Source organism: Tenacibaculum aiptasiae, assembly GCF_965221665.1.
GTDB classification, from domain to species: Bacteria; Bacteroidota; Bacteroidia; order Flavobacteriales; family Flavobacteriaceae; genus Polaribacter; species Polaribacter aiptasiae.
The window spans coordinates 1,617,656-1,642,672 of record NZ_CBDCSN010000002.1 but is presented as its reverse complement, the minus strand read 5'-3'; the positions used below and the strand labels follow the sequence as shown (position 1 = coordinate 1,642,672).

Below are 25,017 nucleotides of genomic sequence, written 5' to 3'. Positions count from 1 at the left end.
TGCTTATTTAGCCATATTATCTATCAATCTAAATAATAGCTTTAATGTATTTTCCTCTTTACCTTTTGTATTTAATCTTAATTCCGATGAAATTTTATTTCCTTTCATTCTCGAAACTGTAAAATTAAGATTCTCGATATGTTCATTAGACAAATTAGCCATTTTATCTTCAGTCTTCCCAAACCATTCAGTAGGCAATTTGTTTATTATCTTATTTACATCTGCAAACAATACTGTAGAATTATTTCTTATAAGTTTATTATGTTTTTTACTAGCAAAATTAGTTCTACCAGCCTCTATACTTATAGCATTTGCTTTTGAAGTAGTAAAATATAAAACTCCATTTTTAACTACTGCATAAAAACCAAACGGTAACTTCGCTTCTTTTAAGATTAACTCATAAACGTTATTCGTTTCTTTAACAGCCTTATACTTCTCTCCTAACTTAAATACTTTAGTTAACAATTCTTTTTCTTCAGAACCTATCATAATAGTAAAGTCCGGAACTAAAGTTTCTTTTGTCTTTGTTACCTCTTTACGCTTATAATCTTCATCATACTCATACTTTGTATACTCTACTTCTTTTTTTCCAAACTCGTTTAACACAAAAAGTGCATCACCAGTTACTAATTTCGCGATAGCTTCCTCATCAATAACTAATGACAATACATCACCAACTATTTCAAACTCTTGCTTAAACTTTGGTAAAATAGCCCCGTATAAGTTATTCATCATTACTGGGTACTGTACAAGCATTTCTTCAGTATTAATAGACATACTCCAAAATGCCAATGCTTTTTCATGGTCAAAGCTATTTACAAGAGCAGAATTCATTCTCTTGTTATAAATCTTCTTAAAAGATTTTTTCATATAATCGCTAACCGACATTTCTAATAAAACTCGAATGTTTGCTTTCTCAAAAAACAAATTAGCGGTTACCTCTTCAACTCCATAAATGTTTTTACCTTTTGAAGGCATTAAGTACGACATTGTTGATCGCATTGTTTTTCCAAACTCTTGAATTAAGTTAGACATAAACATTCCATAGTTGCGAACCCACAATGTTGCTGAAGCATTCTTTTTCTTTCCTTTTTGGAAGTTTTTATTGGTTGCAATTGAATTAGACGGACTACTATTTAAAGTTTTCAATGCCTCTTCTTTAATCCACGACTTAACAATTCTCTTTTTAAAAGAATATCTCGACTCTCCTTCTTCTTTTAATTTGTTAAAACGCTCTTTGTGCTCTTTAAAATAACTATATGATTTACTTCCGTTAACAACCGCAAGTATATTATCATTCCAAATAGTTAAATTACTATAACCCTCTATATAGTTATATCCGTTTTCTCTTTTAATTTTCTTCTGCTGTCTTTCTTTTAAAGTAGCTTCATACTGTGCTTTATCTGTTAACTCAACCAAAATAGTATGATAAGATATACTATCTGTTTTCTTGAAAAAGTAATATGAATTTGACTTGATATCAACTCCTAAATCACTTACCGAGTTAACTTTTGCTCTTTTATTTGCACCTCTTAATGCTCCTTTTCCTAAAAAACTATTATCAATATCCGAAACATCTATCAAACTAAACAAGTTATCTGCGTTTGCTGCGATAACAATGTCTACGTTATTAGGTATTTTAGTTTCTAGTTTTTGAGCTTGTAAAACAACAAATGTGTTTACTAATAATAATGCTGAGATTATTTTTCTTATCATAACTTTTAGTTCTGTAGTTGAATTTTATTCTTGATTGTGTATTTATTGGTTATAATGTCTTGAGCCTTTACTCTTAACATAACTGCTTTTTTACTTTTTGAAATCTTTGATTGCTTATTAGTACTTGATTGTACTAAATCATCAAAACGATATACACCTGTATACGTAGCTGTTTCGAAAACTTTTCGATCTTTTATTTTGGTTTTTTGAAATTCTCTTCCAATATCAAAATGATGACTACGAACAAATGTTTTACTCTTTTTATTATAAGTGAAGTGCTGTTGCTTCTTAATAGCTTGCGCTTGTTTTTTAGAACTAAAAGCTACTAATACATTATTTATAGCTTCAACATTATCAAAGCTACATGAAATAGCAAGTATAAACTCATCCAAATCTAACGTACTATTAACATTATGTACTCCTTTAGTTTTTTTTATTTTTTGAACAACCTCAGCAACTTTTTTTCTGATAGCACTTTTAGAAGGAACCTTATAACCATTAATGCTATCTAATAACATTATTGAGGCTAGTTTGGTTTTATTCTTGCTTAAATTTAAGGTAAAGGTAACACTACCCGACCCGTCTTTATTAAAACTAATTTCTTCAACAAATTCAAAACAACTGGTAAACAAAAAAAGAATCATTGTAGTTACCACGAACAGCTGTTTTTTACACATAACTTTTTTTTGCGAAAATACTAAAAACTACAACTTTCTAATAATTATTTTGAGCTATATATTTTCGTCAACTATGTAATAATCCATAGTTACATGGTTCTTTTCTTTTTTTACTGAAGTTGTGCTAACTGTTTCAACCCTTGAACGTTTCATTTTTAAAGAAACTCCTTCCTCTCCTCTAGTATCATCTTGATGAAATGCTACAATATTTTCCTGAGAAATCTCAGTATTCTCTTTTAACCAATCGGCAAACCAATTTTTACGCAATTGTTTCATTCCCTCGTCATATAAAGTAGATGATGACCAAATTTTAGGTTGATCGCCTAGTTTTTGAAAATGCTTTTCTTCACCATCCCAAACCAACTCATAGGCATTTAATGTTTTTTCCCAATCAACAAGTACAATAGTAAAAGGTTCAATTCCATTAAAATCAAACTGATTAATAATTTCTACAGGATTATTTACTTTCAATAATTCTTTAACTATAATCCCTCTACTCATTTTATACGAAGCAGCTCTTACATGTTTTGTAAAACCTCCATTTAACAGACAAATCAATCTGTTTTTTTCAGATAAACCAATCCAAGTACCACCGGCTAATTCGTCTTTTGGGTACTTTAATTTTATACCATCTTCATTGTATTCTTTAGGTGGTATTGTTCTTCGTTTAGGATCTTCATCCCTGTTAGACGTTAATATAAAATCATTATTTCCTAAAGGTAAATAAGTTACCGTGCACATATAGTATCTCTTTTGGTAAATTAAGACGTAAAAACTACTTAGTTATTACTAAAAATAAGTGTTAACTTTGTCCCTCGAATCAATCTAAAGATTGTTTGAAAATGTAAACTACTTAGTCTTTGCAAATTAATAGTATTAGATTTTGTTTTTTGCTTTTTTGAAAAAAATATTTTTAAACATACAAACAACATAATAAAAATGGCAAGAGGATTTTTTAATGTTCCTAAAGCAGTAAACGAACCTGTAAAAGGATACGCTCCTGGCTCTCCTGAAAGAGAAGAATTATTGGCTACTTACAAAGCAATGTACAATAGTAACGTTGATGTACCAATGCACATTAACGGTGAAGAAGTTAGAACTGGAAACACTAAAAATATTACACCTCCACATGATCATAAGCATGTAGTTGGTCAGTACCACACAGCAGATAAATCTCACGTAGACGCTGCTATTTCTACAGCTTTGGCTGCTAGAGAAGCTTGGTCTAGTGTTAGCTGGATGGAACGTGCTTCTATCTTTTTAAAGGCTGCTGAATTATTAGCTGGTCCTTATAGAGCAAAAATGAATGCTGCAACTATGATTGCTCAATCTAAAAACGTACACCAAGCAGAAATTGATGCTGCTTGTGAAATGATTGACTTTTTCCGTTTCAACGTAGAGTACATGACTGATATTTTCAAAGATCAGCCTGCTTCTGCTCCTGGAATTTGGAACAGAGTTGAGTACAGACCATTAGAAGGTTTTGTATATGCAATTACTCCATTTAACTTTACATCTATTGCTGCTAACTTACCTGCTGCAGCTGCTTTAATGGGGAACGTTGTTGTTTGGAAACCATCTGATCACCAAGCATATTCTGCTCAAGTAATTGTTGACTTATTTAAAGAAGCTGGTTTACCAGACGGTGTAATTAACGTTGTATATGGTGACCCAGTAATGATTACTGATACTGTATTAGCTTCTCCAGATTTTTCTGGATTACACTTTACAGGATCTACGCACGTATTTAAAAACTTATGGCAACAAATAGGAAACAACATCCACACATATAAAACATACCCAAGAATTGTTGGAGAAACTGGAGGTAAAGATTTTATCTGGGCGCACAACTCAGCTAATCCATTACAAGTTGCTACTGCAATTACTAGAGGAGCATTTGAATTCCAAGGTCAGAAATGTTCTGCAGCTTCTCGTGCTTACATTCCTGCTTCTATTTGGGAAGATGTTAAAAAGCATTTAGTTGCTCAAACTAGTGAAATTAAAATGGGTTCTCCAGAAGATCCATCTAATTTTGTAAATGCAGTAATTCACGAAGGTTCTTTCGATAAGATTGCAAAATATATTGATGCTGCAAAAGAAGATGCTGATGCTGACATTATTATTGGTGGTGGTTACGACAAATCTGTAGGATACTTTATTGAGCCAACAGTGATTGTAAGTAAATCTCCAAAGTATGCTACTATGTGTACTGAATTATTCGGTCCTGTTATGACTGTTTACGTATACGAAGATGCGGAGTGGGAAGCTTCATTAAAATTAGTTGATGAATCTACTGAGTATGCTTTAACTGGAGCTATTTTCTCTACAGACAGATATATTGTAGAAAAAGCATCTAAAGCTTTAGAAAATGCTGCTGGTAACTTCTATATTAACGATAAGCCAACTGGTGCTGTAGTAGGACAACAACCATTTGGAGGAGCTAGAGCTTCAGGAACTAACGATAAAGCTGGTTCTGCTCAAAACTTATTACGTTGGACTTCTGTTCGTTTAATTAAAGAAACGTTTGTTAGCCCAACTGATTACAAGTACCCTTTCTTAGGATAATACTTTAATTTATATATATTATTATAAAAGCAACCTCAATTGAGGTTGCTTTTTTTTTAGCTATATTCGAATGCTTAAAAAATTTAATTGCTATTTTTAACTGTAAAAAACACCTAAAGTTTTATGCGTAAAAAATTGCTCGCAATATGAAAAAAAAACTTCAAATATTAGGTTTTCTGCTATTGATTGTCTTTAACTGTAAAGCACAAAACAACGCTCTCCCTAACTTTATTCCTGAAGGATACACTCTATTTGAAAAATATTTTGGAGACCTAAATAAAGATGGGACAAATGATTGTGTTTTAATAATCAAAAAAACGGATACAACAAATATCGTTACAAATCGGTTTAACAAAAAAGTTGATAGAAATAGACGTGGAATTATTGTACTGTTTAAAAAGAAGAAAGGCTATCAGCTTACTGATAAAAATCTTAACTGTTTTTCATCTGAAAATGAAGACGGTGGAGTTTATTTTTCTCCTGAATTATGGATTGAAATAAAAAACAACAAATTATACGTACACTATGGTCATGGCAGATATGGATATTGGAAGTATACTTTTAGGTTTCAGAACTCAAATTTAGAATTAATTGGATATGATTCAAGTAGCAATCGTGGGCCAATTACAATTACAGAGACAAGTATTAACTTTTTGACAAGAAAAAAACTAATCAAGAAGAATATAAATAAAAATGATAATGACGGTGAAGAAAAGTTTAAAGAAACTTGGAGTAATATTGAAATAGAAAATCTAATCAAACTATCAGAAATAAAAAACTTTGATGAATTAGATATGTATAATTACTAAAAATAAAAACACCTAAAACTCCGCTTAGCCAGACATATTAGGCAAATAACAGGAACAATATTCCGCATATAAACAAATGATACCTCATTAAAAAAATGACGAATAGAACAAAAACCATAAGAGAAAATGAATTGAATAAGCTAAAGCTTCATCAAAAAGTAATTGCTCGTTTATGTTCTAAATTAGGAATTCCAGATTTAAGAGCTGGAAATATTACAATCCGAGACGACCGAAATTGGAGAACCAATGAAATGCATATTGAATACAGCTGGTTAGTTAATATCGCACAGTCATTTAATGGATGGTGCTGGTTGTTTTCTATAAAATTCGATAAAACTGAATTTAGAGAATTTAAAAATCCCGAAAAATTAGTTCAAGGACTTTTCACAATAGGCAACCAAGGAGAGATTAATGAATTCCATATGATTACTAAAACTAACGAATTCGAGGATAAGATTAGAAACCTCACATCTTATGAAATGTTTGATGCAAATTCTGGAATCACACTAGATGGAGTTGGATATGAATATTTAATATTTGCTCCTAATACTGAAATAAAAATGAGTCTGAATAATCCAAGTTCGGAAAGTTGGAAAATATGGGAAAATGAGATTTGGACCATTAGCAGGAAAATAGCTCAAGACTCTGGAGTTGAAGAATTGAATAAAATATTTGAATAAAAATGAAGTGCAACAATAACTATAAGTAATTGCTTGTTTTAACCTAATTCTAAAATAAAATCAAAAACAATGAATGTCCTATTTAAAAACATTCGTTGTTTATAGTATTTAGACTTTCCTTAATTGCTATCGTGCCAACGTGCCCAATCTTTCATACTTCCAAATAAAACATTCCTTCCTGAAGAACCATTCGTAAGTATTATAATACCTGATTTCGATTCTAAATCGAGCATAAAACCAGAATGCCACCCCTCATTAGATCCTCCATGACCATGTAATGTAAAATCTCCAAAACGATTCATCACCATATATCCCATTCCGTAATTCCCTTTAGACAATTCCGTAGGACTAATTAGAAGTTGTTTACTTTTTTCCGACAGTATTGGGTTTTGTGAATATGATGCCATTGCAAAAAGAATAAGATCATCAAGAGTAGTATGTAAGCCTGCTGCTGCCTGAGCATTAAAAAAACGTATTGGAATTTCCTCTCCTTCTTCATCATATGCCCTAGACGATTTTTTTAATAGCGCTTTATCTATGTTAAAACTTGTCTGTTTCATATTTAAAGGATCAAATATGTTTTCTTTCATATAATCAGAAAATGTGCTGCCAGTTACTTCTTCAATAACCAATTGTAAAACAGTATAGCCCCCACCAGAATATTGCCATTTACTTTCAGGTTCCATAATTAATTCTACCGCTTCTTCTTTACGACTAATTCCTGACAAAGATTCAGTAATAGATGTTAGTCCTTTTCTAGATTGATAGCCATTATATCCATGTACAGATAATCCCGCCGTATGTTGCAATAAATTCCTTATGGTTACTTTTTTTGCATCAAATTGACTAAGTGGTAATTGCCATTTTGTAATATATGTTGAAATAGGCGTGTCTAGCTCAATCTTTCCGTCTTCTACCATTTTCATAATTCCCCATGCTGTGAACATTTTAGAAATAGAACCAATATTAAATCCAGTTTTACTAGTAACAGTAGTCTTATCATCTATATTAGAATACCCATACCCTTTTTTAATAATTACTTTTCCTTTTTTAATAATTGCTAATGCTAAACCAGGCACTTTATTTTCATGTAATGCATTAGGAATGCTCTTATCTAAAGTAATTAACAGCTCTTTTTCTGAAGAAGTCATTTGCGCATTAAGGAATAAGGTCGATAACGCCATTGTAATAATTGTAATTATAGTTCTCATATTTTATTAAGTTTTAAATTTGATGCAAACCTAAAACTGTAAAACCGCTGTTTATAAACGTTTTGATGAACCTTGTATATAGAATGACAAATGATTATTTGTGATATTTAAAGTACCTTTAACCTCTAATTTGAATCGTTTACACTTTAAAAAGTGACGTTCATAAAATAAAAATTATCGCCTTGAGTTCGTACTATAGCTTTGTGTCAAAATCATAAACAATTAGAAAACATGACACACACAAAATTATTTAAATCTGCTGCTGTTATATCAGGAATACTCATTGTATTAATGGTGATTCTAAGAAACTCTAAAAGTGAACTTTTTACAGTACTTTCGGCATCACTGGGCTTAGTTGTCTTTTACACACTTTTATATTATCTATTCCAAACTGAAAAGATAAAATTTGGAGCTTCTAATCCAATCGTGAAATATCTCTTTTTTGGAATTAGTATCCCTCTATTAATTTACGGAATACAGGTAACTACAGGAACTGATGGGTTTATTACAAACTCTATTAGGATTCTTTTTACTATCGAAATTGCATATTTAATCTTTTATTGGATATACAAATACCAAAAAGGCATTCAAAAGCTTAAAAATGATAAATTAGAAGCTGAGTTGATGCTCTTAAAAAATCAAATAAACCCTCATTTTTTCTTTAACACATTAAACAATTTATACTCCCTAATAAAGAAAGATACAGATGTAGCACAAGATTATGTTTTAAAATTATCAGACTTAATGCGATTCACTATTTATGATAGCGGAAAAGAAAAAGTACAATTGAAAGATGAAATACAATACTTAATAAACTATATTGATTTACAAACAGCTAGATACCATAAAGACATCGATGTAAATTTCGAAAAGACTATTAAAAATTCGGATGCAACAATAGCTCCATTATTGTTTATCATCTTATTAGAAAATGCTTTTAAACATGGAGTCGAAAAAGCAACCGAAAATGCATTTGTTCATATAAATCTTGTTGAAGATGATAGTAAAATAAGGTTTATAGTTAAAAACAACTATGATGATGAATCATCAGAAAACAATGGTATTGGACTTAAAAACTTAAAAGATCGTTTAAATATATTATATCCAAACACACATCAATTGTGCAATAGTATAGAAGAGAACATCTATTCAACAACCTTAGAAATAATTAAGTAATGATAAAATATATAATTGTAGATGACGAAACTGCATCTCATGATAATATTAAAGATTATGCGAGCAACCTATCGTATCTATCATTCCAAAAAAGCTGCTATAATGCTTTTGAAGCCCTTGAATATTTAAATAAACATTCAATCGATCTTATTTTTTTAGACATTAATATGCCTAAACTTTCAGGCTTAGATTTTTTAAAAACACTTTCTAATCCTCCTAAAATCATTATTACTACAGCCTATAAAGAGTTCGCTATAGAAGGTTATGAGTTAAATATTGACGATTACCTGTTAAAACCATTTAACTTTAGTCGTTTTGTAAAATCTGTTAGTAAAGTTTCCGATGCACTGGCAATAAAATCCAACCCAATACAAAATACTGAAACTACAGAAAATAAGATTTTTATTAAGGAAGACAAAAAATACCATCAAATTAAATTAAAAGATATTCTATTCATTGAAGCTTATGGTAATTATGCTAAAATATATTTGCTTGATAAGATGATTGTTTCTCATCAAACCTTAACTTCCTTTACACACAACCTACCCGAAAGTCAATTTATAAGAGTTCACAAATCTTTTATAGTCTCAATAGATAAAATTGAATTGATAGAAGGAAATAGAATTCATATTCATGATAACAAAATACCAATAGGCAAAATGTATAAGCTTAATATTAATCGTTTAATAAAATAAAACATTCAAAAACATACTACACAATAACTTGAATAACTACCTTACATCCTACCAAACACCAACATAACACCTCAAAAGCAATCTAAACTAGGTTGCTTTGTTGTTTGACTAGCTGTGTTTATAACCAAATCCTTTTTTTTAACTATATTCGAATACTTAAAAAAATTTAATTGCTATTTTAAGTTCAATAAAAACACCTAAAACTCCGCTTAGCTAGACACACTAGGCAAATAATAGGAACAATGTTCTACATACAAATAAATTGCAACCAATTGAATGAAAGAAAAAATTAAAATATATATACTGATTAAATGGTGGATACCTGTGCTTCTTTTTATTTTAAGTGCATTAATCTTCATTGGACTGATTTCCTCAACAAATGATCTGTTCTTAAACATAATTGCTTACTTGTTGTTATCAAGTATCATTCTATTGTTTATAGCAGGTATTTGGCAACTTATTAAAGGAAAATGGTATTTGGGAATTTTGCAATTAGCAGTGCTATTTTTGGGTATTAAAAAACTAATATTTATAGTATCATTTATATCAATGTTTGGACCCGACACAGACACTTTTGCAGATAATTTAACCATTCCAAAAAACGTTGTCATTGATTACCCTATTGATTTAGAAATGGGTGAGAATTTTGAAGAAATTAGGCCTGATAGCCTAAACCTTAATATAAAAAAAACTGAATTCCAACTCTATAATTCATTTCAACCTGGATTATATGAATTTGATGTTTGGTTAAATTCAGATCAAAATGGAACTCTCTTTCTAAAGGCATTTGAAATCACTCAAGAAATAGAACTTTCTACATCAAGCCTAAAGGAAAGCTCAACAATTCGAATTGAAAATACTAATGGAGAAACGAAAAAATTTGGAACAAAAGATAACTTTACCATCTATGAAGGTGATTGGGGAAAACCATATGGAGCAAGATTTGAAATCTGGTTTAAAGCAGATAACCAAAATAAAGAGATAAAGCTTTTTGAAAAAAACTATGTTATCGAAGGATGGATGAGATAAGAAAGCTTTTAGCGCAAGCTATTTTTACTTAAGATTTGATATAGGAACTAGAAAATCATACGAAAGTTCCGCTTAGCCAGATATATTAGGCAAATAACAGAAACAACCTTCAATAACAAATAAATTAAAATAAATGGATATTAAAAGCCTAAATATGGAACCAAATCCATTAAGTGATAAAATAATTGAAATCGGAAATACTCCTTTCAAATTATGGCTTGAATTTGAAGTAACAAGTCCTTGGGATGATGTTGAAAATGATTTCGCAAACATTGGAGTTAACACATTAGACGGAAGAAGATATGGAATTAACGTTTGGACATATAAATTCCTTGAAACTGCAATCAAACAAGATGAAAAAAGCGGAGAAAACGCAAATGGACTTTATCAAACACCACCTGATCTTTTTGTCAAAGAACTAACTAGAGAATGTATTGAAAAAACAATTGCTAATTTATTAGAGAAAGGAAATTTAGAAGAAGAACTTAATACATCAATTTTTGTATTGGACTATCTTGACCCCTATTGTGATGCAATGGAAATGGAGGAAAAAAATATTGAAGCTCTAATGAACGAACTCAAACTTGAGTTGCCTGAAAATCATTTATTACAGGACAAGAAAATTGAATTAGTAGCAAGAAAAACTAATAATGATGATATTGTGTTGGAACTAGAAAATGGAAATATTGCAGTTGTTCATTTGACTTGGAAATCGAAAAGAGAGATTGATGGATATCCAATAACAAGAATTTATAAAGACAAAATGGAGTTTTGGAATCAAGAAATGAAACTTGACATTATGGAGTTTAAAGCTTAAAGATCTAGTAATTATTTTTAGTTATTTGAGCACCTAAAACTCCACATTTAAACAAGTTAACATTAATAAAAATGAAGAAAATAATTTTAATTATACTATTAATATTAACATACAGTCCTTTTTATGGACAAGAGATTCTATATGTTAGTGCTGACAATGGTTTAATAGTCAGAGAAGAGCCTAATAAAAACTCAAAAAGGTTAGGTAAATTCAAATATGCTGAGAAAATTGAAGTTCAAGAAAAAACCGGTATTAAATTTTCGATTATTGACAATGGAGAAAAAATAAATGGCTCATGGCTAAAAGTTCAGGGAATTGCGGATGAAAAACCGATAAATGGTTATGTTTTTAGCGGGTTTTTGATAGATAAAGTTCTAAAAAAACGTTTAGAAATAAAGTTTGATGGATTTATAGTTGAAATAGACAATATTCAACTTATGGGAGATTTAGTTGTTTTAACAAAAATTCAAAAAGACACCGCTAAATTGAGTTTAGATTTATCTGGTACACCCGAAAACAAATTCTTTAAAATCATTCAAAAAAAATATAAGAAAGTAGAAGTTTTTCAACGACACGAAAATACTATAACAATAATGGACGAAGGTCCTCATTGCGATCTAACTGAATGGAAACATTTCTACTCTGAATGGAAAAAATTGCCATATGATAAAATCAAAAATTCATTTAAAACTTTTGAATACTCAAGTAAAGATTGGGAAAAATTTATTCCCGTAAAGATTAGTGAGCTTAAAAATGCTGTGGACAAGTTTTGCGGACAAAGATGGTCTAACTTGGTAAAAAATATTAAAAAGACAAATGAATATCCAAGCGGAGTTTCAATGAGTAGAATATTTCTAAAAGTTATCTTGACTGATAAAAACAATCAGATTACTGAAAAAATCATTGAATTTGAAATTCCTATGGGATGTTAAAGAACTAAGCATAGCTATTTGTATAGCACGTTAAAGAAATGACAGAAAGCGAATTTATAGACTTTTGGAAAAAGGAATATCCAGAATCCTTACCAATCAATCATGAATTGAAAACGATATATCCTGATAGATGGTTTAGAATTCATAGTCTTCCTAAATCAAAAAGATACGCAGAGAATGAAAACGAATATAAAATCATACTTAATCGACAAAACCAATTAATTGACGACCTGATTGGAGACAAATCAGAAGTTGCTATTTCATTTGGGCTTTATCAATGGGATTCAATCAATGACAACTACAAAAAACTAACCGAATTTGGAGAATTTCAAAAGGTTTTGAGAATTGATTTACAAAAAGAAAGGCCAAAAGAATATGAAGACGAAATGTATTTTGACATTTATATAAAAACTGAAAATTGGGAAAGCGGAAAAAGGGATCAAATCTTAAAATCAATTGCTGATGATAAAATAAGAGCAATGTTTGTTAGTCCGTCAAGGAAATGTATCATTGCGCCTTATGATGGTGGAGTTGATGTGATTGTAGACTCGACTGAAAAGCGTGATACATTAAAAATTAAATACAAGGATTGGCTTCCTGATCGAAAAGATGAAATGTAAAAGAGAAATAAAAAACCACTACAACAAGATACAAAGTGTAGCACTATATAAAGAGCGTTAGTAAAACAACCTCAACCAAGCTCCCTTTACTGTTTAGTAAGCTCTATCTATAACCAAATTTCTTTTTTTAGCTATATTCGAATGCTTAAAAATTTAATTGCTATTTTAAGTTGTATAAAACACCTATGAAAATAATGAACACCTACATAATAATTCCAATTATAGCTTTATTAACAATCGTTGTTTTGATTAATGATAATTCAAAACGTAATCTAACCAAACTCAAAGAAGCTGAAAACATAAGTGAAATACGACAAGAAAAACGAGATTTAAAACTCACATTTTCTTATAACTATGGAGAAAAAACAGAAACCATATCTGAAAAAGCTACAGTAGAATTAATAAAAAGCACTATGAATTCTATCAATTGGAATAAATTTCATATTGTTCAATTAGAAGATGAGAATGGAAAAAACTATAAAGCTTTGCACGTAAGTGGTAGTTTAAAAGATGACGGATTAACATCTGGATTTGTAACAGACGATAACCATATTCTAATAGACAAGCAAATAAAAACAGTTGAACAAATGACCGAAATATTGATTGACTTTTTGAAAGGAGAAAATATTTGGCGGAATAAGTATGAATATAAATAATAACCAGTTCAATTACTTCCAAATCCATCAGAATTACTAAAATTATTGATTAACCGAAAAACAACAACTTAAGCCACACTAATTAACGGTTTAGGTAACCTTTGCTATAATTACAGAATGAAATCATTATTTACAATTTTATTAGCCTCAATATTTCTATTTTCTTGTGGAAGAAATAAAGACGAAAAGAAGTTATTTGGAAAATGGTATGAAATTAGAGAGTTTAGTAAACTTGAATTTACTAAAGACTCCCTAAATATTTCGGAATTAGCGTTTACAAAAGCAAAGTGGAAAGCTGATGAAAAAGAAATTAAAGTTGAATTTAAAAATGTCTTTAACGATTCTATTAAGAGTTATTCCTTAAAATACAAATTGAATAATGATACTTTATTTATTCAATCAGAAATAGACTCAATACCTGTATTTAAATTCATAAAGGCTGAGAATTTTACTGACTTTATATTTAAGAAAAATAATGTAACTATAAACTTAGATAAAAATCCAAATTCTAACTTTCAAAGAACCGAAAACAAATATGGTATTAAAGTTTTTATAGAAAACAAAAATGGAATAGTAAAGGCAAAAACTGAGTATTCTAATAACTTGGAAAATTTAGAAAATGATTTGAATGAAATTCTTCTTGACTTAAGTCCTTACTTTATGGATGAATACAATAGTTCGCATTCTGAAAGATTCTCGGTTGAACAATGGATTAGAATGAATATTTACTACTCTCTATTTATAGATAAAGAAATACCTCAGTCAAAAATTGACACCATCTTAGAAAAATTAAGAAAGACAAAAATTGTAAAAATTTATAGAGCTTATAAAACTGTAGAAACAGATTTTGCTGATTTTAATAATTTGAAAGAAATAAAACTATAGCCAACAAAACATATATAAACATCCACCAAGCCAAACACATTAAACAAATAACAGGAACAATATTACGCATACAAACAAGCTGTACACAAACCGAGAAATGATATTCGCAGAATTAAATAATCATATAATACCAATGACCGAATTCACTATGAAATGGAGGTTTACGGAAGAAAAATATGGCTTGCTTTCTGAACAACATCTTGCTGAATTAAAACCGCTTGATAAAGAAGGTTCGGAATTTATTGCTGATTACTTAAGTAACTGTAAAATTCACAGGCAAATACCTTTTAATAATGACTTATTTCGGAATTTAGATAAAGTGAAAATTCTTGATGGAAATGAAAAAGAAATAACGAAATGGCTATACCAAAGAGCAATCCCTTTTAACAAAGAAGTGTATTTATCTTGGGATCGTCAAAATGCAATGATAACCAAATGGAAATTTGTAGTGAAATATTGGGATTCCATTTTTTACGGAGGTGCAGATGACTTAACTGTGTTCGACCAAAGTTTAGAATGGACTTTGCTTTTCTTCCACAAAAACGAAATTTATTTCGGAACAAATAAAGAGTACGAACTCAAAGCGAAATATGATAAAAATTGGTTTTCGCTTTGAAAATTAAATAACAACATTTCGCATATAAACAAATTAACACCAATACGAAAAACAGAATGGGATTATTTGACTTTTTAAAAAACAAATCTAAACAAACTGAGAAAAAGACGGGAGAAAAGCCTATAAAGAAAAAAAGAAAATCAGACAATGAATTTCTAAAAACAGAATCTAATCAACATTCATTTTGTTGGTTGGAAGTTGGAGAAAAAGACAATCCTTTTAATAAAAAAATTTTAGATATAAGTTCTTATACTCAAACTACAATGGCGTTTACGAAAGAGAAATTGATTGCAGAAAAATATAACGAATTAAGAAGTTCTTTTGGTAAGGAATTAATTGATTTTGACACTTCAAATTTCGACAAAATCTCTACTAACTTGACATACCCACACAACGGAAGCAAATTAGAAGGAATTGCTTTTAAAGCAGATTCTATGGATTGTAAGTGGGATATTTATGCTTATAATAACTTCTTGTTTTTCTCAAGAAGCTGGGATGGACAATTGATTTATAAAGCAAAATATAGTATTGATACTAATAAACTAGTTATAACTGAAATATTGTTTGACAATCAGATAACTAAAAGAGAAGCGGAAAATGATGTTCATTTTCTTTTAAAATCTCACGCAATCGGTCAAGCTTTCCCACATTTAATACCAGAAGAGTTAAAATCTGATTTAGAAATAGCACAATGGTCATTTGTTAAATTTGGTAATCGTGCGTATTATGCCTCTTACGAAGAAATTATAGACACAGAAATTAACATAACAGACAACCACAAGTAACTACTCATTATCATCCACTTATGAAAAAGAATTCTAAAATAATATTTCCTATCCTCATACTTACATTGATTGGTTATCTCATGATTACCAATAATAAGAATAATCAATTGACTGATTGGGATATTGATAATACCAGGGAATTTAAAAGTAATGATGAACTTCTTTTAAAAGCAAAAATGGAAAGTCAAAAACTCCTGCCAAAATTCATAGAGGAGTTTAAAAACAATAAGAATAGTAAAAAAGAATTTTATGTAAAAGTAAAATTGAGTGAGAATAAATTGAGTGAACATATGTGGCTCGTAGCCCTTTCTTTAAATGGTAAAAATTCTATTGGAGTGTTAGATAATACCCCCAACGATTTAAAAAAAATAAAGCTTCAGGATACATTAAAATTTGATATTAATAAAGCAGAAGATTTAATGATCTATGAAAATGATAGTTTAATTGCTGGTGCATTCTTATGGTCGTTGTTAAACAAATAGTAAATAAAACACATACCATTCACTAACAAAAACACTCTAAAACAAAGAAAATGATAGTCGGAAATAAAGAATCGTTTGCTGTTGAATTCACTCAATCAGAATCTGACCCTAAAATGGGATTCGGAAAAATATGGATCCAAAATGATTTTTTTGGAACAAATAAAGACCTCATCTATTTTCAAGGCTATCTGATTTCACTACTTAACGAATTAGTCAATGCAAAGGAGATTGACTTTGAGTTTGATAAACTGTCTGAATCTAAGTTATTTGAACGTTTTGAAAACAAACAAAATCGATTTGATTATTTAATTGAAGGTTCAACATTTACAGACGATTTTATAGCCTATAGATTTAATAAGAATGGAAAAATATACTTGATTTGGAAAATGTGGAATGACAAAGAGATATTGTTTTCTGACTTAAAAGATTATGGAACGAATATCAAATTTTGCAGTACCCAAAAAATAGAAATTAAAACTATTAAAAATGAACTGTTGAAAAAAAACAGTATACAATCATCATTATAGTTCATTACAGCTGAATGATACTCGCACACTACTCCATAACAAAATCATACACCCCATAAAACAATACAAAACCATTAGCGAACACAGCTGAAAGACTGGTTGAATTAAAAATTGCAATCGAAAACGAACTCAGATGAAAACATTGAAAAATATAGTTAAAATTGTATTTGGAATCGGAATAATTTATATTCTAACTGTGACTTTTTTTGTCCTAAAACCTAATATTAACGACTATCTAAACAGAACTGAATTTAATAGTACTAAATGGAGAAACTGGAAAGAAACTGAGTCTTCCTTTGGAGTTAGATGGAATATGATACATGACTTAACGGAAAACAAAAATCTTCAAGGAAAATCAAAAATTGAAATAAAAACCTTGCTTGGTAATCCATCTAATGAATCAGAAACAGAATTTATTTACTATTTAGGGTTAACTGGGCATGGAATTAATACAGGTTCTTTAATTTTAAAATTTGAAAAAGAAAAAGTTGTTGAAATAAAAACATGGCAAGGATAAGACCACACACAGCAATGTATAATAGCAACTTACAGTTATACCAAATCATTGATGATAATTAAAAAACAAAACAACCTCAACCAAGGTTGTTTTTTAGTTTGACTTTACCCACAGAATAACACGCCCCCATAAAAACAATACAAAACCATCAGCGGACTTCGCTGATGCTCTCGAAACCCTGCAAAACCATCAGCGGACTTCGCTGATACTCTTGAAACCTTGCAGAACCATCAGCGAGCTTCGCTGACGCTTTCGAAACTCTGCAGAACCACCAGCGGGCTTCGCTGACGCTCTCGAAACCCTACAGAACCTCCAGCGAACGTCGCTGAAAGAAAAAAACTATATTTTTAGCTTAAAAACATAAAAAACAGGGAAAAACCTTACTTAAAGTAGGGGTTTCCGTAAAACCAACTTCTTTTTTTATTCTACTTTGGAACACTCTAAAAAGTATAGTGAATACTTTGTGTTGTAAAAAATAACAGTAACAAAGTTCCACATATAAATAAGTTGAGTCTAATTAAAAAATAAGAATGAATAAAGACAAAGGAAATAGAATTGAACTCGAAAGAGAAAAAGTAGACAATTATTTAATAACTGCTTGCATAACTTTAATTGCAGCCTTTATTGTAATTCTATCTATAAAGAAACCTAGCGAAAATTATATTTCCTATACATATTTAATCTCTCTTTTATTTCTGATTACTTGTCTTCTATTTTCACTATGGCACAAGTTCAGATTTCCGATAAGACAGGAAAAATATGAGAGAATAAAGGACAAAATATTGACTGATATAAGTGGTGAAATTGCGGATTTTGCTGAGGAATTTGTATTACCCGCTTCTCAGTTAAGATTGAATAAATTGAAAGCAGAAAATCCAACAATGAATGATGATGAATTAAAAAAGAGAGTTGTAGAAGGAGACTCTAAAGAGAAGACAAAAAAGGTCATAACCACATATATAGAAAAGCTCAACTATCAGTTGAAAGAAAAATCGAATGAAATTTTTCAAAAACCTTTAGAAGAAAAAAACTCAAAACTCAAATTTAGATTAGATATGGTTTCTAAGTCGTTTAGGTATTGGGCATTTGGGATAGGGATTTTGTTCTTTTTTGTTTCAATATTTATGACAATAATATAAAAAGACTATAACCAACAATGGCTATAATTAATACGGGTTTGGTCTTTAACCTAAAGAACAATTCCTTTTAATCCCGCACTAACCATAGCTGAGACGTTACCAATAATGCAAAAAACAATCAATGAACAAAGGAACTAAATTTTATAACTGCGATTTTCAAGTACATTCACCTAGAGATATAAATTGGTCTGGAGTAAAACCGACTTCCGATGAAGACAGAAACAAGTATGCCGAAAAATTTGTATTAGCTTGCCGAGAAAAAAATGTAAATGCAGTTGCAATAACAGACCATCATGACTTAACTTTTTTCACATATATTAAAAATGCTGCAAACAATGAAGTTGATTCAACTGGAACACCTATTCCTGATGCGAACAAACTAGTTGTTTTTCCTGGAATTGAATTAACGTTGAGTAATCCACCTTGTCAAGTTCTTTTAATTTTAGATGCAGATTTTCCAGAAGACCAATTTACTAGAATCTTATTTAAACTTGCTCTAGAACCAAACCCAGTTGAAGAACCTTCAACACAACCCACAATTCCAATTCCATCAGATGTAATAAATGGAATTCCAGATTTACACACAAAGCTAAATACAATTGATATCCTGAAAAAAAAGTATATTGTACTACCACATATATCAAAAGGGCATAGAGGCCTTTTAAGACGTGATTTTTATGAACATTACAAAAAAATGCCTTGTGTTAGTGGATATAAGGATGGTTCAATACCAGACAATGACCAAGGTTATTTAAATATAATCAATGGTAAGGATAGAAATTATGGTTTTAAATCTGTTGCTGTATTTCAAACATCTGATAATAGAAAAGAAACTTTTGAAGACCTAGGAACAAGCACTACTTGGGTAAAATGGGCAACACCAACAGCAGAAGCTATAAGACAAGCTAGTCTTGCTAAAGAATCAAGAATATCAATTAATGAACCTGAACTTCCGCAAGTATTCATTAATAAAATCAGCGTAACAAATTCGAAATTTTTAGGAAGAATAGAATTAGAATTAAATCAGCAATACAATGCTTTTATTGGTGGTAGAGGAACTGGAAAATCGACAGTTTTAGAATACATTCGTTGGGGACTTTGTGACCAAATTATTGGTTCACATAATTTAGAAAATCAGTCAGAAATATTAAAAAGAAGACAAGTTTTAATAGACAAAACTTTAGTGCCATTTTCTGGAGAAGTTCGTATTAGTTGTATTATAAATGGTATTGAGCACATCGTAAAAAGAAATTCAGTTACTAAAGAAATTCAACTAAAAATTGGCACAAATGAATTCTCTAAAGTATCAGAAGATGAAATTCGCAGATTGATTCCAATTCAGGCTTACAGTCAAAAGCAATTAAGTAGCGTTGGTGTGAGAACAGAAGAACTCAAAAGGTTTATACAACAACCAATTTCTAACGAGTTAAATGATATTCGTTTTAATCTAAGAGAGGTATCTAAAAACATCAAATTAGCTTACAATAACTTAATTAGGAAAAAAGAAATTCAGACCGAGATTGTGGAATTAAATCTACAATCAAAATCAATAACTGAACAAGTTGAAAACTTAAGACAGTCTTTAAAAGGGATTAGTGAGGAGGATAAAAAAGTAATTCAAACGAAACAGCTTTACGAAAACGAAAAAACATACATTCAAGAATCTAAAAACGAAATTAATTTATTCAAAAATAAGTTTGAAGAAATTCAATCGTCATTAGAAGATTATCCAAATTTACTTGATAGTGGAACAGCTATTGAAAATAAAGATTTAATTAAAAAAATAGAAAAAGAGAAGATTGCGAAATTTGACACAATAAAGTCTAAATTATCAGAATTACTAGAACAATTTAAAGACGAAAATTTAATCGAGCTAAATAAACTGGTATCGGATTGGACAACTCTTAAAACAACATTTGACACTAACTATAATCAAATAAAGGAAAAGGCAACATCAAACGAAAGCACAATTAAAGAAATTAATAATCTTGAAAAACGAACTCGTGAAATCACTAATTCAGTCAATGAAAGGTTAACTAGAATTAAAGAACTTGGAAACCCAGAAACCAATTTCTCTGAACAGAAAGAAAATTGGTATGAATTTCATAGAAACAAGGTAGATTTATTAGACAACCAAGCTACGCAGTTTACCAAATTATCAAATGGTATAATTAAGGCAGAAGTAACTAAAAACATTAGTATAGAAATAATTAGAGAGCAATTAATAAATTCCTTTACAGGATCTCGAATAAATCGAGATAAAATAGATTCGATTTGTGAACAAATAACTCAAAGTGAAAATCCATTAGAAACTTGGAAATCACTTTTAGAAGAGTTAAGATTATTAGCTGAATATAGAATTACGGAAGACAAACCAATTCAACTACCAGAAACGAAAATTTTGACAGAAGCTCGACTAAATGATGGAAATCGAGAAAAGATAGTGGAATTGTTTAAACCTGAAAATTGGTTGTCAATGATGACGCAAGAAATAGAATTTGAGCCATCCTTCTTTTATTCAACCGGAAACGCAATGGAAGATACTATTCCGTTTGCAGAAGCTTCAGCAGGTCAACAAGCAACAGCATTGTTATCTGTACTTCTAAACCAAGAGGGAATTCCATTACTTATAGACCAACCAGAAGACGATATTGACAATAGAGCAATAAATGACATCACTAAAAATATTTGGGAAGCTAAAAGTAAGCGACAATTAATTTTCACTAGTCATAATGCTAATCTCGTAGTTAATGGAGATGCCGAGTTAGTTGTTTGTTGCGATTATAAAGAATCAAGTCAGCAAACTCAAGGGGAAATAAAATTTGAAGGTTCAATAGATAATGCAGAAATTAAAAATGAAATAACTACTATTATGGAAGGTGGAGAAAAAGCATTTATTTTACGAAAGGAAAAATACGGATTCTAAAAAACACTACTGGTAAATCATTGTTGTTTATAACCTACTTACGAAAGTCCTTACGGACTTTCTATCTGTGATTTATTTGCCAACTTTAATTCCTAAACAACGCCACGAAATCATACACAAACACGTTATCAAAACAAAAAACACTCTTTAAAAGAGTGTTTTTTGATATTTCTATACTAATTCAATCTTCATATTCAAATACAACCATTTGGTAGGTACATTGTCCGACTTTCCGTTAACAATCAAATCATAATCAATTCCCCAATCAAACAAATTCACCTGTCCATCTAATACCAAGGTTGTTGCTACTTGCTCGTTTGGTTTTCTAATCCCCGTAACAAACAATTTCATATCTTTTTCAACACCTTTAATAGACATTTTACCGTTTACCTGATACCAGTCTATTCCCATCGTATATATATGGGTAGATTTAAATGTAATTTTCTCGTTATTAATCCCAACAAACAAACCAGGCGTTTTAATTTTCGGGGTCAGCTCTTCTGCCCTACACACATTAAACGAATTTGGATCTACCTCAAACGAAATCACCATATCCTCCAAAGGATTTCCCATATCCAATCGGGTTGGATAATCAACCTTTAAATCGTTTACCTTACCAGCAAAAGGCGTACTGCAATGCCCATGCGTCACAAAAAAATTAATTGTTGGTTCTTTTGCTTTTACAGTTTCAGTCTTCTTATCGGTCAATGTACTTTTAGTATAGCCACTCACCACAAAAACAGTAATCAATACCGCTACTAAAACAATACTCTTTTTAATTAAATTCATAATATCCCATTTTATATAGTTACGAATATAGACACAGCCTCCCCTAATTATTGTAAATGAAATGTAAAAACGACTCCGTAAAGTCTACAACACGCTAAAAACAAGGCATAAACCCCCAAAACACTCCAGAAAAACAGGAAAACAAAAGCCTTTGGTGAATCGATTAACAGATGAATTTCCCTATTCTACTGAAAAGAACACCCTACTTACAGAAATATAAAGCGACTGTATAAAATCGACTATTTTGTTGGGTAATAAATCTTTAGATTTGTAAGAACATTAAAAAAACTACAGCACAAAACATTGTAGATGTCTCAAAAAAACGATTTAAAAGAAATAGCAAAGCTCTTTTTTAAACTAGGAAGCATTGCCTTTGGAGGTCCAGCAGCTCATATTGCCATGATGGAAGATGAAGTAGTTAAAAAGCGTAAATGGATGACCCAAGAACACTTTTTAGACCTTATGGGTGCAACCAATTTAATTCCGGGACCTAACTCTACAGAAATGACCATGCACTGCGGACATGAAAAAGCGGGATGGAAAGGATTAATAGTGGCAGGTTTTTGCTTTATTTTTCCAGCGGTAGTCATCACCTCAATCTTTGCTTGGCTATACCAAGAATACGGACAGCTCCCCAAAGTAGAACCCTTTATCTATGGTATCAAACCAGCAGTAATAGCCATTATAGTAATGGCTGCTTATAGGCTAGGTAAAAAAGCAATAAAAAACACCCAACTAGCCATCATAGGAGCTATAGCATTAGGCGTTTGCTTATTGGGAATTAATGAAATAGTTACCTTACTAGGCTGTGGATTGCTGGGCTTAGGCATCTATTTTGTAAAACAAAATGCTACAAACCTACCTAGCATTATGCCTTTGTTGCTGTATCAAGCTAGCGAGTCTTTGAATCTAAGTAACCTTAAAATATTTCTTACTTTTTTAAAAATAGGCGCTATTTTATATGGTAGTGGTTATGTATTGTTTGCTTTTTTAGATGCAGAATTAGTCGCCAATGGTTGGTTAACCAGACAAGCCTTAATAGATGCCGTAGCGGTGGGACAAATAACACCAGGTCCCGTTTTATCTACAGCTACTTTTATAGGATGGCAAATGAATGGACTATGGGGAGCAGTTGTGGCAACACTAGGAATCTTTTTACCATCATTTTTGTTTGTATGGCTATTAAATCCATTAATGCCCAAAATGAGGAAGTCTAAAACCATCCGTGCGGTTTTAGATGCTGTAAACGTGGCGGCAGTTGCTTTAATTATTGCGGTATGTATAGAAATGGCTAAAGACACTTTGGTCGATTGGCGTACTATTGTTATAGCCCTGCTAAGTTTAATTACAGTTTTTGGATTTAAAAAGCTAAACAGTGCATTTATAGTACTAGGGGGTTCATTCCTAGGCTACTTCCTAACTTTTTTCTAAAAACGCCTTATTACATACGTGTAAATTAAATACCAAACGTTGTTTCATTTAAACTACCTTTGCAAAAAAGAATCCATGCAGTTTTCAGACTTACAGCTTAATAAATCTATTGTAAAAGCACTTACGGAAGAAAGATACCACAAACCAACCTTGGTACAGGAAAAAGCGATTCCAATAATCTTAGAAAAGAAAGATGTTATTGTAGCAGCGCAAACAGGTACGGGTAAAACTGCGGCTTTTGCATTACCTATTATTCATCATTTAGCTAAAGAACCAGATGCTGAAAAAAGAGCGAAGAAAATTAAAGCATTAATTGTAAGTCCTACCCGTGAATTGGCCATACAAATTGAAGAAAACTTTAAAACATACAGCAAATACACCAACTTAAGAACCACGGCTATTTATGGAGGTGTTTCTATTAAACCACAAAAAGAGTTGTTAGCAAAAGGTGTCGATATTTTAATTGCTACTCCAGGTCGTTTTATCGATTTGCACAAACAAGGCGATATTGATTTACGTGTATTAAAAACCTTTGTATTAGATGAGGCAGATTTAATGTTAGACATGGGCTTTATTCACGATGTGAAGAAGATTGAAGAACTATGTCCGCGTAAAAAACAAACCTTGTTGTTTTCGGCAACCATGCCAGAGAAAGTTACACAGCTAGCTTCCTCAATGTTATACAAGCCAGAAACGGTTTCGGTTACGCCATCGGAAAGTACTTCAAACAACATTGGTCAGTTATTATACTATACGCCAAAAAAGAACAAAGTAGATTTATGTTTGCACCTGCTTCGTAATACCATTAATGGACGTATTATTATTTTCAGACGTACAAAGTTTGGAGTAGATAAACTTGAAAAAACTCTTTTAAAGAACGGATACAAAGCTACAAGTGTTCACGGCGATAAATCGCAAGCACTTCGTAATGAAGCCATCGAAAACTTTAAAAACAACAAAGTAAATATCTTAATTGCTACGGATGTTGCTGCCCGTGGTATTGACATTAGCAAAATAGATGCGGTAATTAATGTCGACCTACCGAACATTCCAGAAACCTATGTACATAGAATCGGTAGAACAGGTAGAGCAGGAAAATCGGGAATTGCCTTTTCATTATGTAGTGCAGATGAAACTTCATACATCAAAGCCATTCAAGAATTTATAGGTCGATCTATAAAAATTGTTGAAGATCATCCTTTCGCTTTACAAAAACCTAAAAAGAAAAAGCAACCGAATACCATTAGTAAACACAAGAAAGGACGTAAATCTGAAGCGTCTAAAAAACGAAAAAAACGTTGGTACTAAACCTCTTATAGATTATAACAACTTACGGA

General features: G+C 30.8%; 25 protein-coding genes. 20 read left to right on the top strand and 5 right to left on the bottom strand.

Annotation, left to right across the window (positions count from 1 at the left end; translation table 11 throughout):
- Positions 1-3: 3 nt before the first annotated feature.
- Genes ACOQN8_RS07850 through ACOQN8_RS07840 form a run of 3 tightly spaced genes read right to left on the bottom strand, consistent with a single transcriptional unit; the run spans position 4 to position 3,134 of the window.
- A complete protein-coding gene (locus ACOQN8_RS07850) occupies positions 4-1,716 on the bottom strand; it encodes a hypothetical protein (protein WP_420552266.1) in 1,713 nt (570 codons plus the stop codon).
- 5 nt (positions 1,717-1,721) lie between these two features.
- Entirely contained in the window at positions 1,722-2,393 is a 672-nt protein-coding gene (locus ACOQN8_RS07845; RefSeq protein WP_420552265.1) for a hypothetical protein, read from the bottom strand.
- Between the two features lie 54 nt (positions 2,394-2,447).
- Positions 2,448-3,134, bottom strand: a complete 687-nt coding sequence (locus ACOQN8_RS07840) for an NRDE family protein (protein ID WP_420552264.1) — start codon at positions 3,132-3,134, stop codon at positions 2,448-2,450.
- A gap of 198 nt (positions 3,135-3,332) precedes the next feature.
- Here ACOQN8_RS07840 and pruA point away from each other — a divergent pair, with 198 nt between their 5' ends.
- The 3 genes from pruA to ACOQN8_RS07825 all read left to right on the top strand — a co-directional run bounded on the left by pruA (position 3,333) and on the right by ACOQN8_RS07825 (position 6,447).
- The gene (gene pruA / locus ACOQN8_RS07835; RefSeq protein ID WP_150900207.1) at positions 3,333-4,958 is read left to right on the top strand and encodes an L-glutamate gamma-semialdehyde dehydrogenase; all 1,626 of its coding nucleotides are present in this window, start codon (positions 3,333-3,335) and stop codon (positions 4,956-4,958) included.
- A gap of 146 nt (positions 4,959-5,104) precedes the next feature.
- A complete protein-coding gene (locus tag ACOQN8_RS07830; protein ID WP_420552263.1) occupies positions 5,105-5,767 on the top strand; it encodes a hypothetical protein in 663 nt (220 codons plus the stop codon).
- Between the two features lie 95 nt (positions 5,768-5,862).
- Positions 5,863-6,447, top strand: a complete 585-nt coding sequence (locus ACOQN8_RS07825) for a hypothetical protein (RefSeq protein WP_420552262.1) — start codon at positions 5,863-5,865, stop codon at positions 6,445-6,447.
- A 119-nt stretch (positions 6,448-6,566) separates the two neighbouring features.
- Here the strand turns inward: ACOQN8_RS07825 and ACOQN8_RS07820 are convergent, their stop codons facing one another.
- A complete protein-coding gene (locus ACOQN8_RS07820) occupies positions 6,567-7,658 on the bottom strand; it encodes a serine hydrolase domain-containing protein (protein ID WP_420552261.1) in 1,092 nt (363 codons plus the stop codon).
- Positions 7,659-7,889: 231 nt separating this feature from the next.
- On the opposite strand from ACOQN8_RS07820, the gene ACOQN8_RS07815 reads away from it, so the two are divergent.
- The 15 genes from ACOQN8_RS07815 (at position 7,890) to ACOQN8_RS07745 (ending at position 21,460) form a co-directional block, all read left to right on the top strand.
- A complete protein-coding gene (locus ACOQN8_RS07815) occupies positions 7,890-8,834 on the top strand; it encodes a sensor histidine kinase (RefSeq protein WP_420552260.1) in 945 nt (314 codons plus the stop codon).
- Complete coding sequence (locus ACOQN8_RS07810) at positions 8,834-9,529, top strand: LytR/AlgR family response regulator transcription factor (protein WP_420552259.1); 696 nt, start codon at positions 8,834-8,836, stop codon at positions 9,527-9,529. Before ACOQN8_RS07815 ends, ACOQN8_RS07810 begins: the two co-directional genes overlap by 1 nt.
- Before the next feature lie 276 nt (positions 9,530-9,805).
- Entirely contained in the window at positions 9,806-10,558 is a 753-nt protein-coding gene (locus ACOQN8_RS07805) for a hypothetical protein (protein ID WP_420552258.1), read from the top strand.
- Between the two features lie 133 nt (positions 10,559-10,691).
- Positions 10,692-11,375 carry a hypothetical protein gene (locus ACOQN8_RS07800; protein WP_420552257.1) on the top strand — a complete coding sequence of 228 codons (684 nt, stop codon included), beginning with the start codon at positions 10,692-10,694 and terminating at the stop codon, positions 11,373-11,375.
- Positions 11,376-11,446: 71 nt separating this feature from the next.
- Complete coding sequence (locus ACOQN8_RS07795; protein ID WP_272150699.1) at positions 11,447-12,307, top strand: SH3 domain-containing protein; 861 nt, start codon at positions 11,447-11,449, stop codon at positions 12,305-12,307.
- Between the two features lie 38 nt (positions 12,308-12,345).
- Positions 12,346-12,927 carry a DUF3885 domain-containing protein gene (locus ACOQN8_RS07790; protein WP_420552256.1) on the top strand — a complete coding sequence of 194 codons (582 nt, stop codon included), beginning with the start codon at positions 12,346-12,348 and terminating at the stop codon, positions 12,925-12,927.
- A 194-nt stretch (positions 12,928-13,121) separates the two neighbouring features.
- A complete protein-coding gene (locus ACOQN8_RS07785) occupies positions 13,122-13,583 on the top strand; it encodes a hypothetical protein (RefSeq protein WP_420552255.1) in 462 nt (153 codons plus the stop codon).
- Positions 13,584-13,700: 117 nt separating this feature from the next.
- On the top strand, positions 13,701-14,468 hold the full coding sequence (locus ACOQN8_RS07780) for a hypothetical protein (RefSeq protein ID WP_420552254.1): 768 nt from the start codon (positions 13,701-13,703) through the stop codon (positions 14,466-14,468).
- Positions 14,469-14,601: 133 nt separating this feature from the next.
- Positions 14,602-15,084, top strand: a complete 483-nt coding sequence (locus tag ACOQN8_RS07775) for a hypothetical protein (RefSeq protein WP_420552253.1) — start codon at positions 14,602-14,604, stop codon at positions 15,082-15,084.
- A 56-nt stretch (positions 15,085-15,140) separates the two neighbouring features.
- Positions 15,141-15,869 carry a hypothetical protein gene (locus ACOQN8_RS07770; protein WP_420552252.1) on the top strand — a complete coding sequence of 243 codons (729 nt, stop codon included), beginning with the start codon at positions 15,141-15,143 and terminating at the stop codon, positions 15,867-15,869.
- 20 nt (positions 15,870-15,889) lie between these two features.
- Positions 15,890-16,351, top strand: a complete 462-nt coding sequence (locus ACOQN8_RS07765) for a DUF2314 domain-containing protein (protein ID WP_420552251.1) — start codon at positions 15,890-15,892, stop codon at positions 16,349-16,351.
- 50 nt (positions 16,352-16,401) lie between these two features.
- Complete coding sequence (locus ACOQN8_RS07760) at positions 16,402-16,878, top strand: hypothetical protein (RefSeq protein WP_420552250.1); 477 nt, start codon at positions 16,402-16,404, stop codon at positions 16,876-16,878.
- Between the two features lie 133 nt (positions 16,879-17,011).
- Positions 17,012-17,395 (top strand): hypothetical protein, encoded by a 384-nt coding sequence (locus tag ACOQN8_RS07755; RefSeq protein ID WP_420552249.1) that lies wholly within the window; start codon positions 17,012-17,014, stop codon positions 17,393-17,395.
- A 530-nt stretch (positions 17,396-17,925) separates the two neighbouring features.
- Positions 17,926-18,534 (top strand): hypothetical protein, encoded by a 609-nt coding sequence (locus ACOQN8_RS07750; RefSeq protein WP_420552248.1) that lies wholly within the window; start codon positions 17,926-17,928, stop codon positions 18,532-18,534.
- Positions 18,535-18,655: 121 nt separating this feature from the next.
- A complete protein-coding gene (locus tag ACOQN8_RS07745; RefSeq protein ID WP_420552247.1) occupies positions 18,656-21,460 on the top strand; it encodes a TrlF family AAA-like ATPase in 2,805 nt (934 codons plus the stop codon).
- 171 nt (positions 21,461-21,631) lie between these two features.
- Here the strand turns inward: ACOQN8_RS07745 and ACOQN8_RS07740 are convergent, their stop codons facing one another.
- Positions 21,632-22,168 (bottom strand): YceI family protein, encoded by a 537-nt coding sequence (locus tag ACOQN8_RS07740; RefSeq protein WP_420552246.1) that lies wholly within the window; start codon positions 22,166-22,168, stop codon positions 21,632-21,634.
- A gap of 390 nt (positions 22,169-22,558) precedes the next feature.
- Here ACOQN8_RS07740 and chrA point away from each other — a divergent pair, with 390 nt between their 5' ends.
- Together chrA and ACOQN8_RS07730 are read left to right on the top strand one after the other, a co-directional pair.
- A complete protein-coding gene (gene chrA, locus ACOQN8_RS07735; protein ID WP_420552245.1) occupies positions 22,559-23,680 on the top strand; it encodes a chromate efflux transporter in 1,122 nt (373 codons plus the stop codon).
- A 75-nt stretch (positions 23,681-23,755) separates the two neighbouring features.
- Positions 23,756-24,988 (top strand): DEAD/DEAH box helicase, encoded by a 1,233-nt coding sequence (locus tag ACOQN8_RS07730; RefSeq protein WP_299124515.1) that lies wholly within the window; start codon positions 23,756-23,758, stop codon positions 24,986-24,988.
- The last annotated feature ends 29 nt before the right edge of the window (positions 24,989-25,017 follow it).

Bases quoted from the DNA above. Each gene is read 5' to 3' on its own strand.
- chrA (WP_420552245.1), top strand. From the start codon at position 22,559: ATGTCTCAAAAAAACGATTTAAAAGAAATAGCAAAGCTCTTTTTTAAA.
- ACOQN8_RS07775 (WP_420552253.1), top strand. From the start codon at position 14,602: ATGACCGAATTCACTATGAAATGGAGGTTTACGGAAGAAAAATATGGC.
- ACOQN8_RS07805 (WP_420552258.1), top strand. From the start codon at position 9,806: ATGAAAGAAAAAATTAAAATATATATACTGATTAAATGGTGGATACCT.
- ACOQN8_RS07750 (WP_420552248.1), top strand. From the start codon at position 17,926: ATGAATAAAGACAAAGGAAATAGAATTGAACTCGAAAGAGAAAAAGTA.
- ACOQN8_RS07825 (WP_420552262.1), top strand. From the start codon at position 5,863: ATGACGAATAGAACAAAAACCATAAGAGAAAATGAATTGAATAAGCTA.
- ACOQN8_RS07850 (WP_420552266.1), bottom strand. From the start codon at position 1,716: ATGATAAGAAAAATAATCTCAGCATTATTATTAGTAAACACATTTGTT.
- ACOQN8_RS07760 (WP_420552250.1), top strand. From the start codon at position 16,402: ATGATAGTCGGAAATAAAGAATCGTTTGCTGTTGAATTCACTCAATCA.
- ACOQN8_RS07815 (WP_420552260.1), top strand. From the start codon at position 7,890: ATGACACACACAAAATTATTTAAATCTGCTGCTGTTATATCAGGAATA.
- ACOQN8_RS07755 (WP_420552249.1), top strand. From the start codon at position 17,012: ATGAAAACATTGAAAAATATAGTTAAAATTGTATTTGGAATCGGAATA.
- pruA (WP_150900207.1), top strand. From the start codon at position 3,333: ATGGCAAGAGGATTTTTTAATGTTCCTAAAGCAGTAAACGAACCTGTA.
- ACOQN8_RS07765 (WP_420552251.1), top strand. From the start codon at position 15,890: ATGAAAAAGAATTCTAAAATAATATTTCCTATCCTCATACTTACATTG.
- ACOQN8_RS07810 (WP_420552259.1), top strand. From the start codon at position 8,834: ATGATAAAATATATAATTGTAGATGACGAAACTGCATCTCATGATAAT.
- ACOQN8_RS07780 (WP_420552254.1), top strand. From the start codon at position 13,701: ATGAAATCATTATTTACAATTTTATTAGCCTCAATATTTCTATTTTCT.
- ACOQN8_RS07770 (WP_420552252.1), top strand. From the start codon at position 15,141: ATGGGATTATTTGACTTTTTAAAAAACAAATCTAAACAAACTGAGAAA.
- ACOQN8_RS07785 (WP_420552255.1), top strand. From the start codon at position 13,122: ATGAACACCTACATAATAATTCCAATTATAGCTTTATTAACAATCGTT.
- ACOQN8_RS07790 (WP_420552256.1), top strand. From the start codon at position 12,346: ATGACAGAAAGCGAATTTATAGACTTTTGGAAAAAGGAATATCCAGAA.
- ACOQN8_RS07800 (WP_420552257.1), top strand. From the start codon at position 10,692: ATGGATATTAAAAGCCTAAATATGGAACCAAATCCATTAAGTGATAAA.
- ACOQN8_RS07845 (WP_420552265.1), bottom strand. From the start codon at position 2,393: ATGTGTAAAAAACAGCTGTTCGTGGTAACTACAATGATTCTTTTTTTG.
- ACOQN8_RS07820 (WP_420552261.1), bottom strand. From the start codon at position 7,658: ATGAGAACTATAATTACAATTATTACAATGGCGTTATCGACCTTATTC.
- ACOQN8_RS07745 (WP_420552247.1), top strand. From the start codon at position 18,656: ATGAACAAAGGAACTAAATTTTATAACTGCGATTTTCAAGTACATTCA.
- ACOQN8_RS07830 (WP_420552263.1), top strand. From the start codon at position 5,105: ATGAAAAAAAAACTTCAAATATTAGGTTTTCTGCTATTGATTGTCTTT.
- ACOQN8_RS07840 (WP_420552264.1), bottom strand. From the start codon at position 3,134: ATGTGCACGGTAACTTATTTACCTTTAGGAAATAATGATTTTATATTA.
- ACOQN8_RS07730 (WP_299124515.1), top strand. From the start codon at position 23,756: ATGCAGTTTTCAGACTTACAGCTTAATAAATCTATTGTAAAAGCACTT.
- ACOQN8_RS07795 (WP_272150699.1), top strand. From the start codon at position 11,447: ATGAAGAAAATAATTTTAATTATACTATTAATATTAACATACAGTCCT.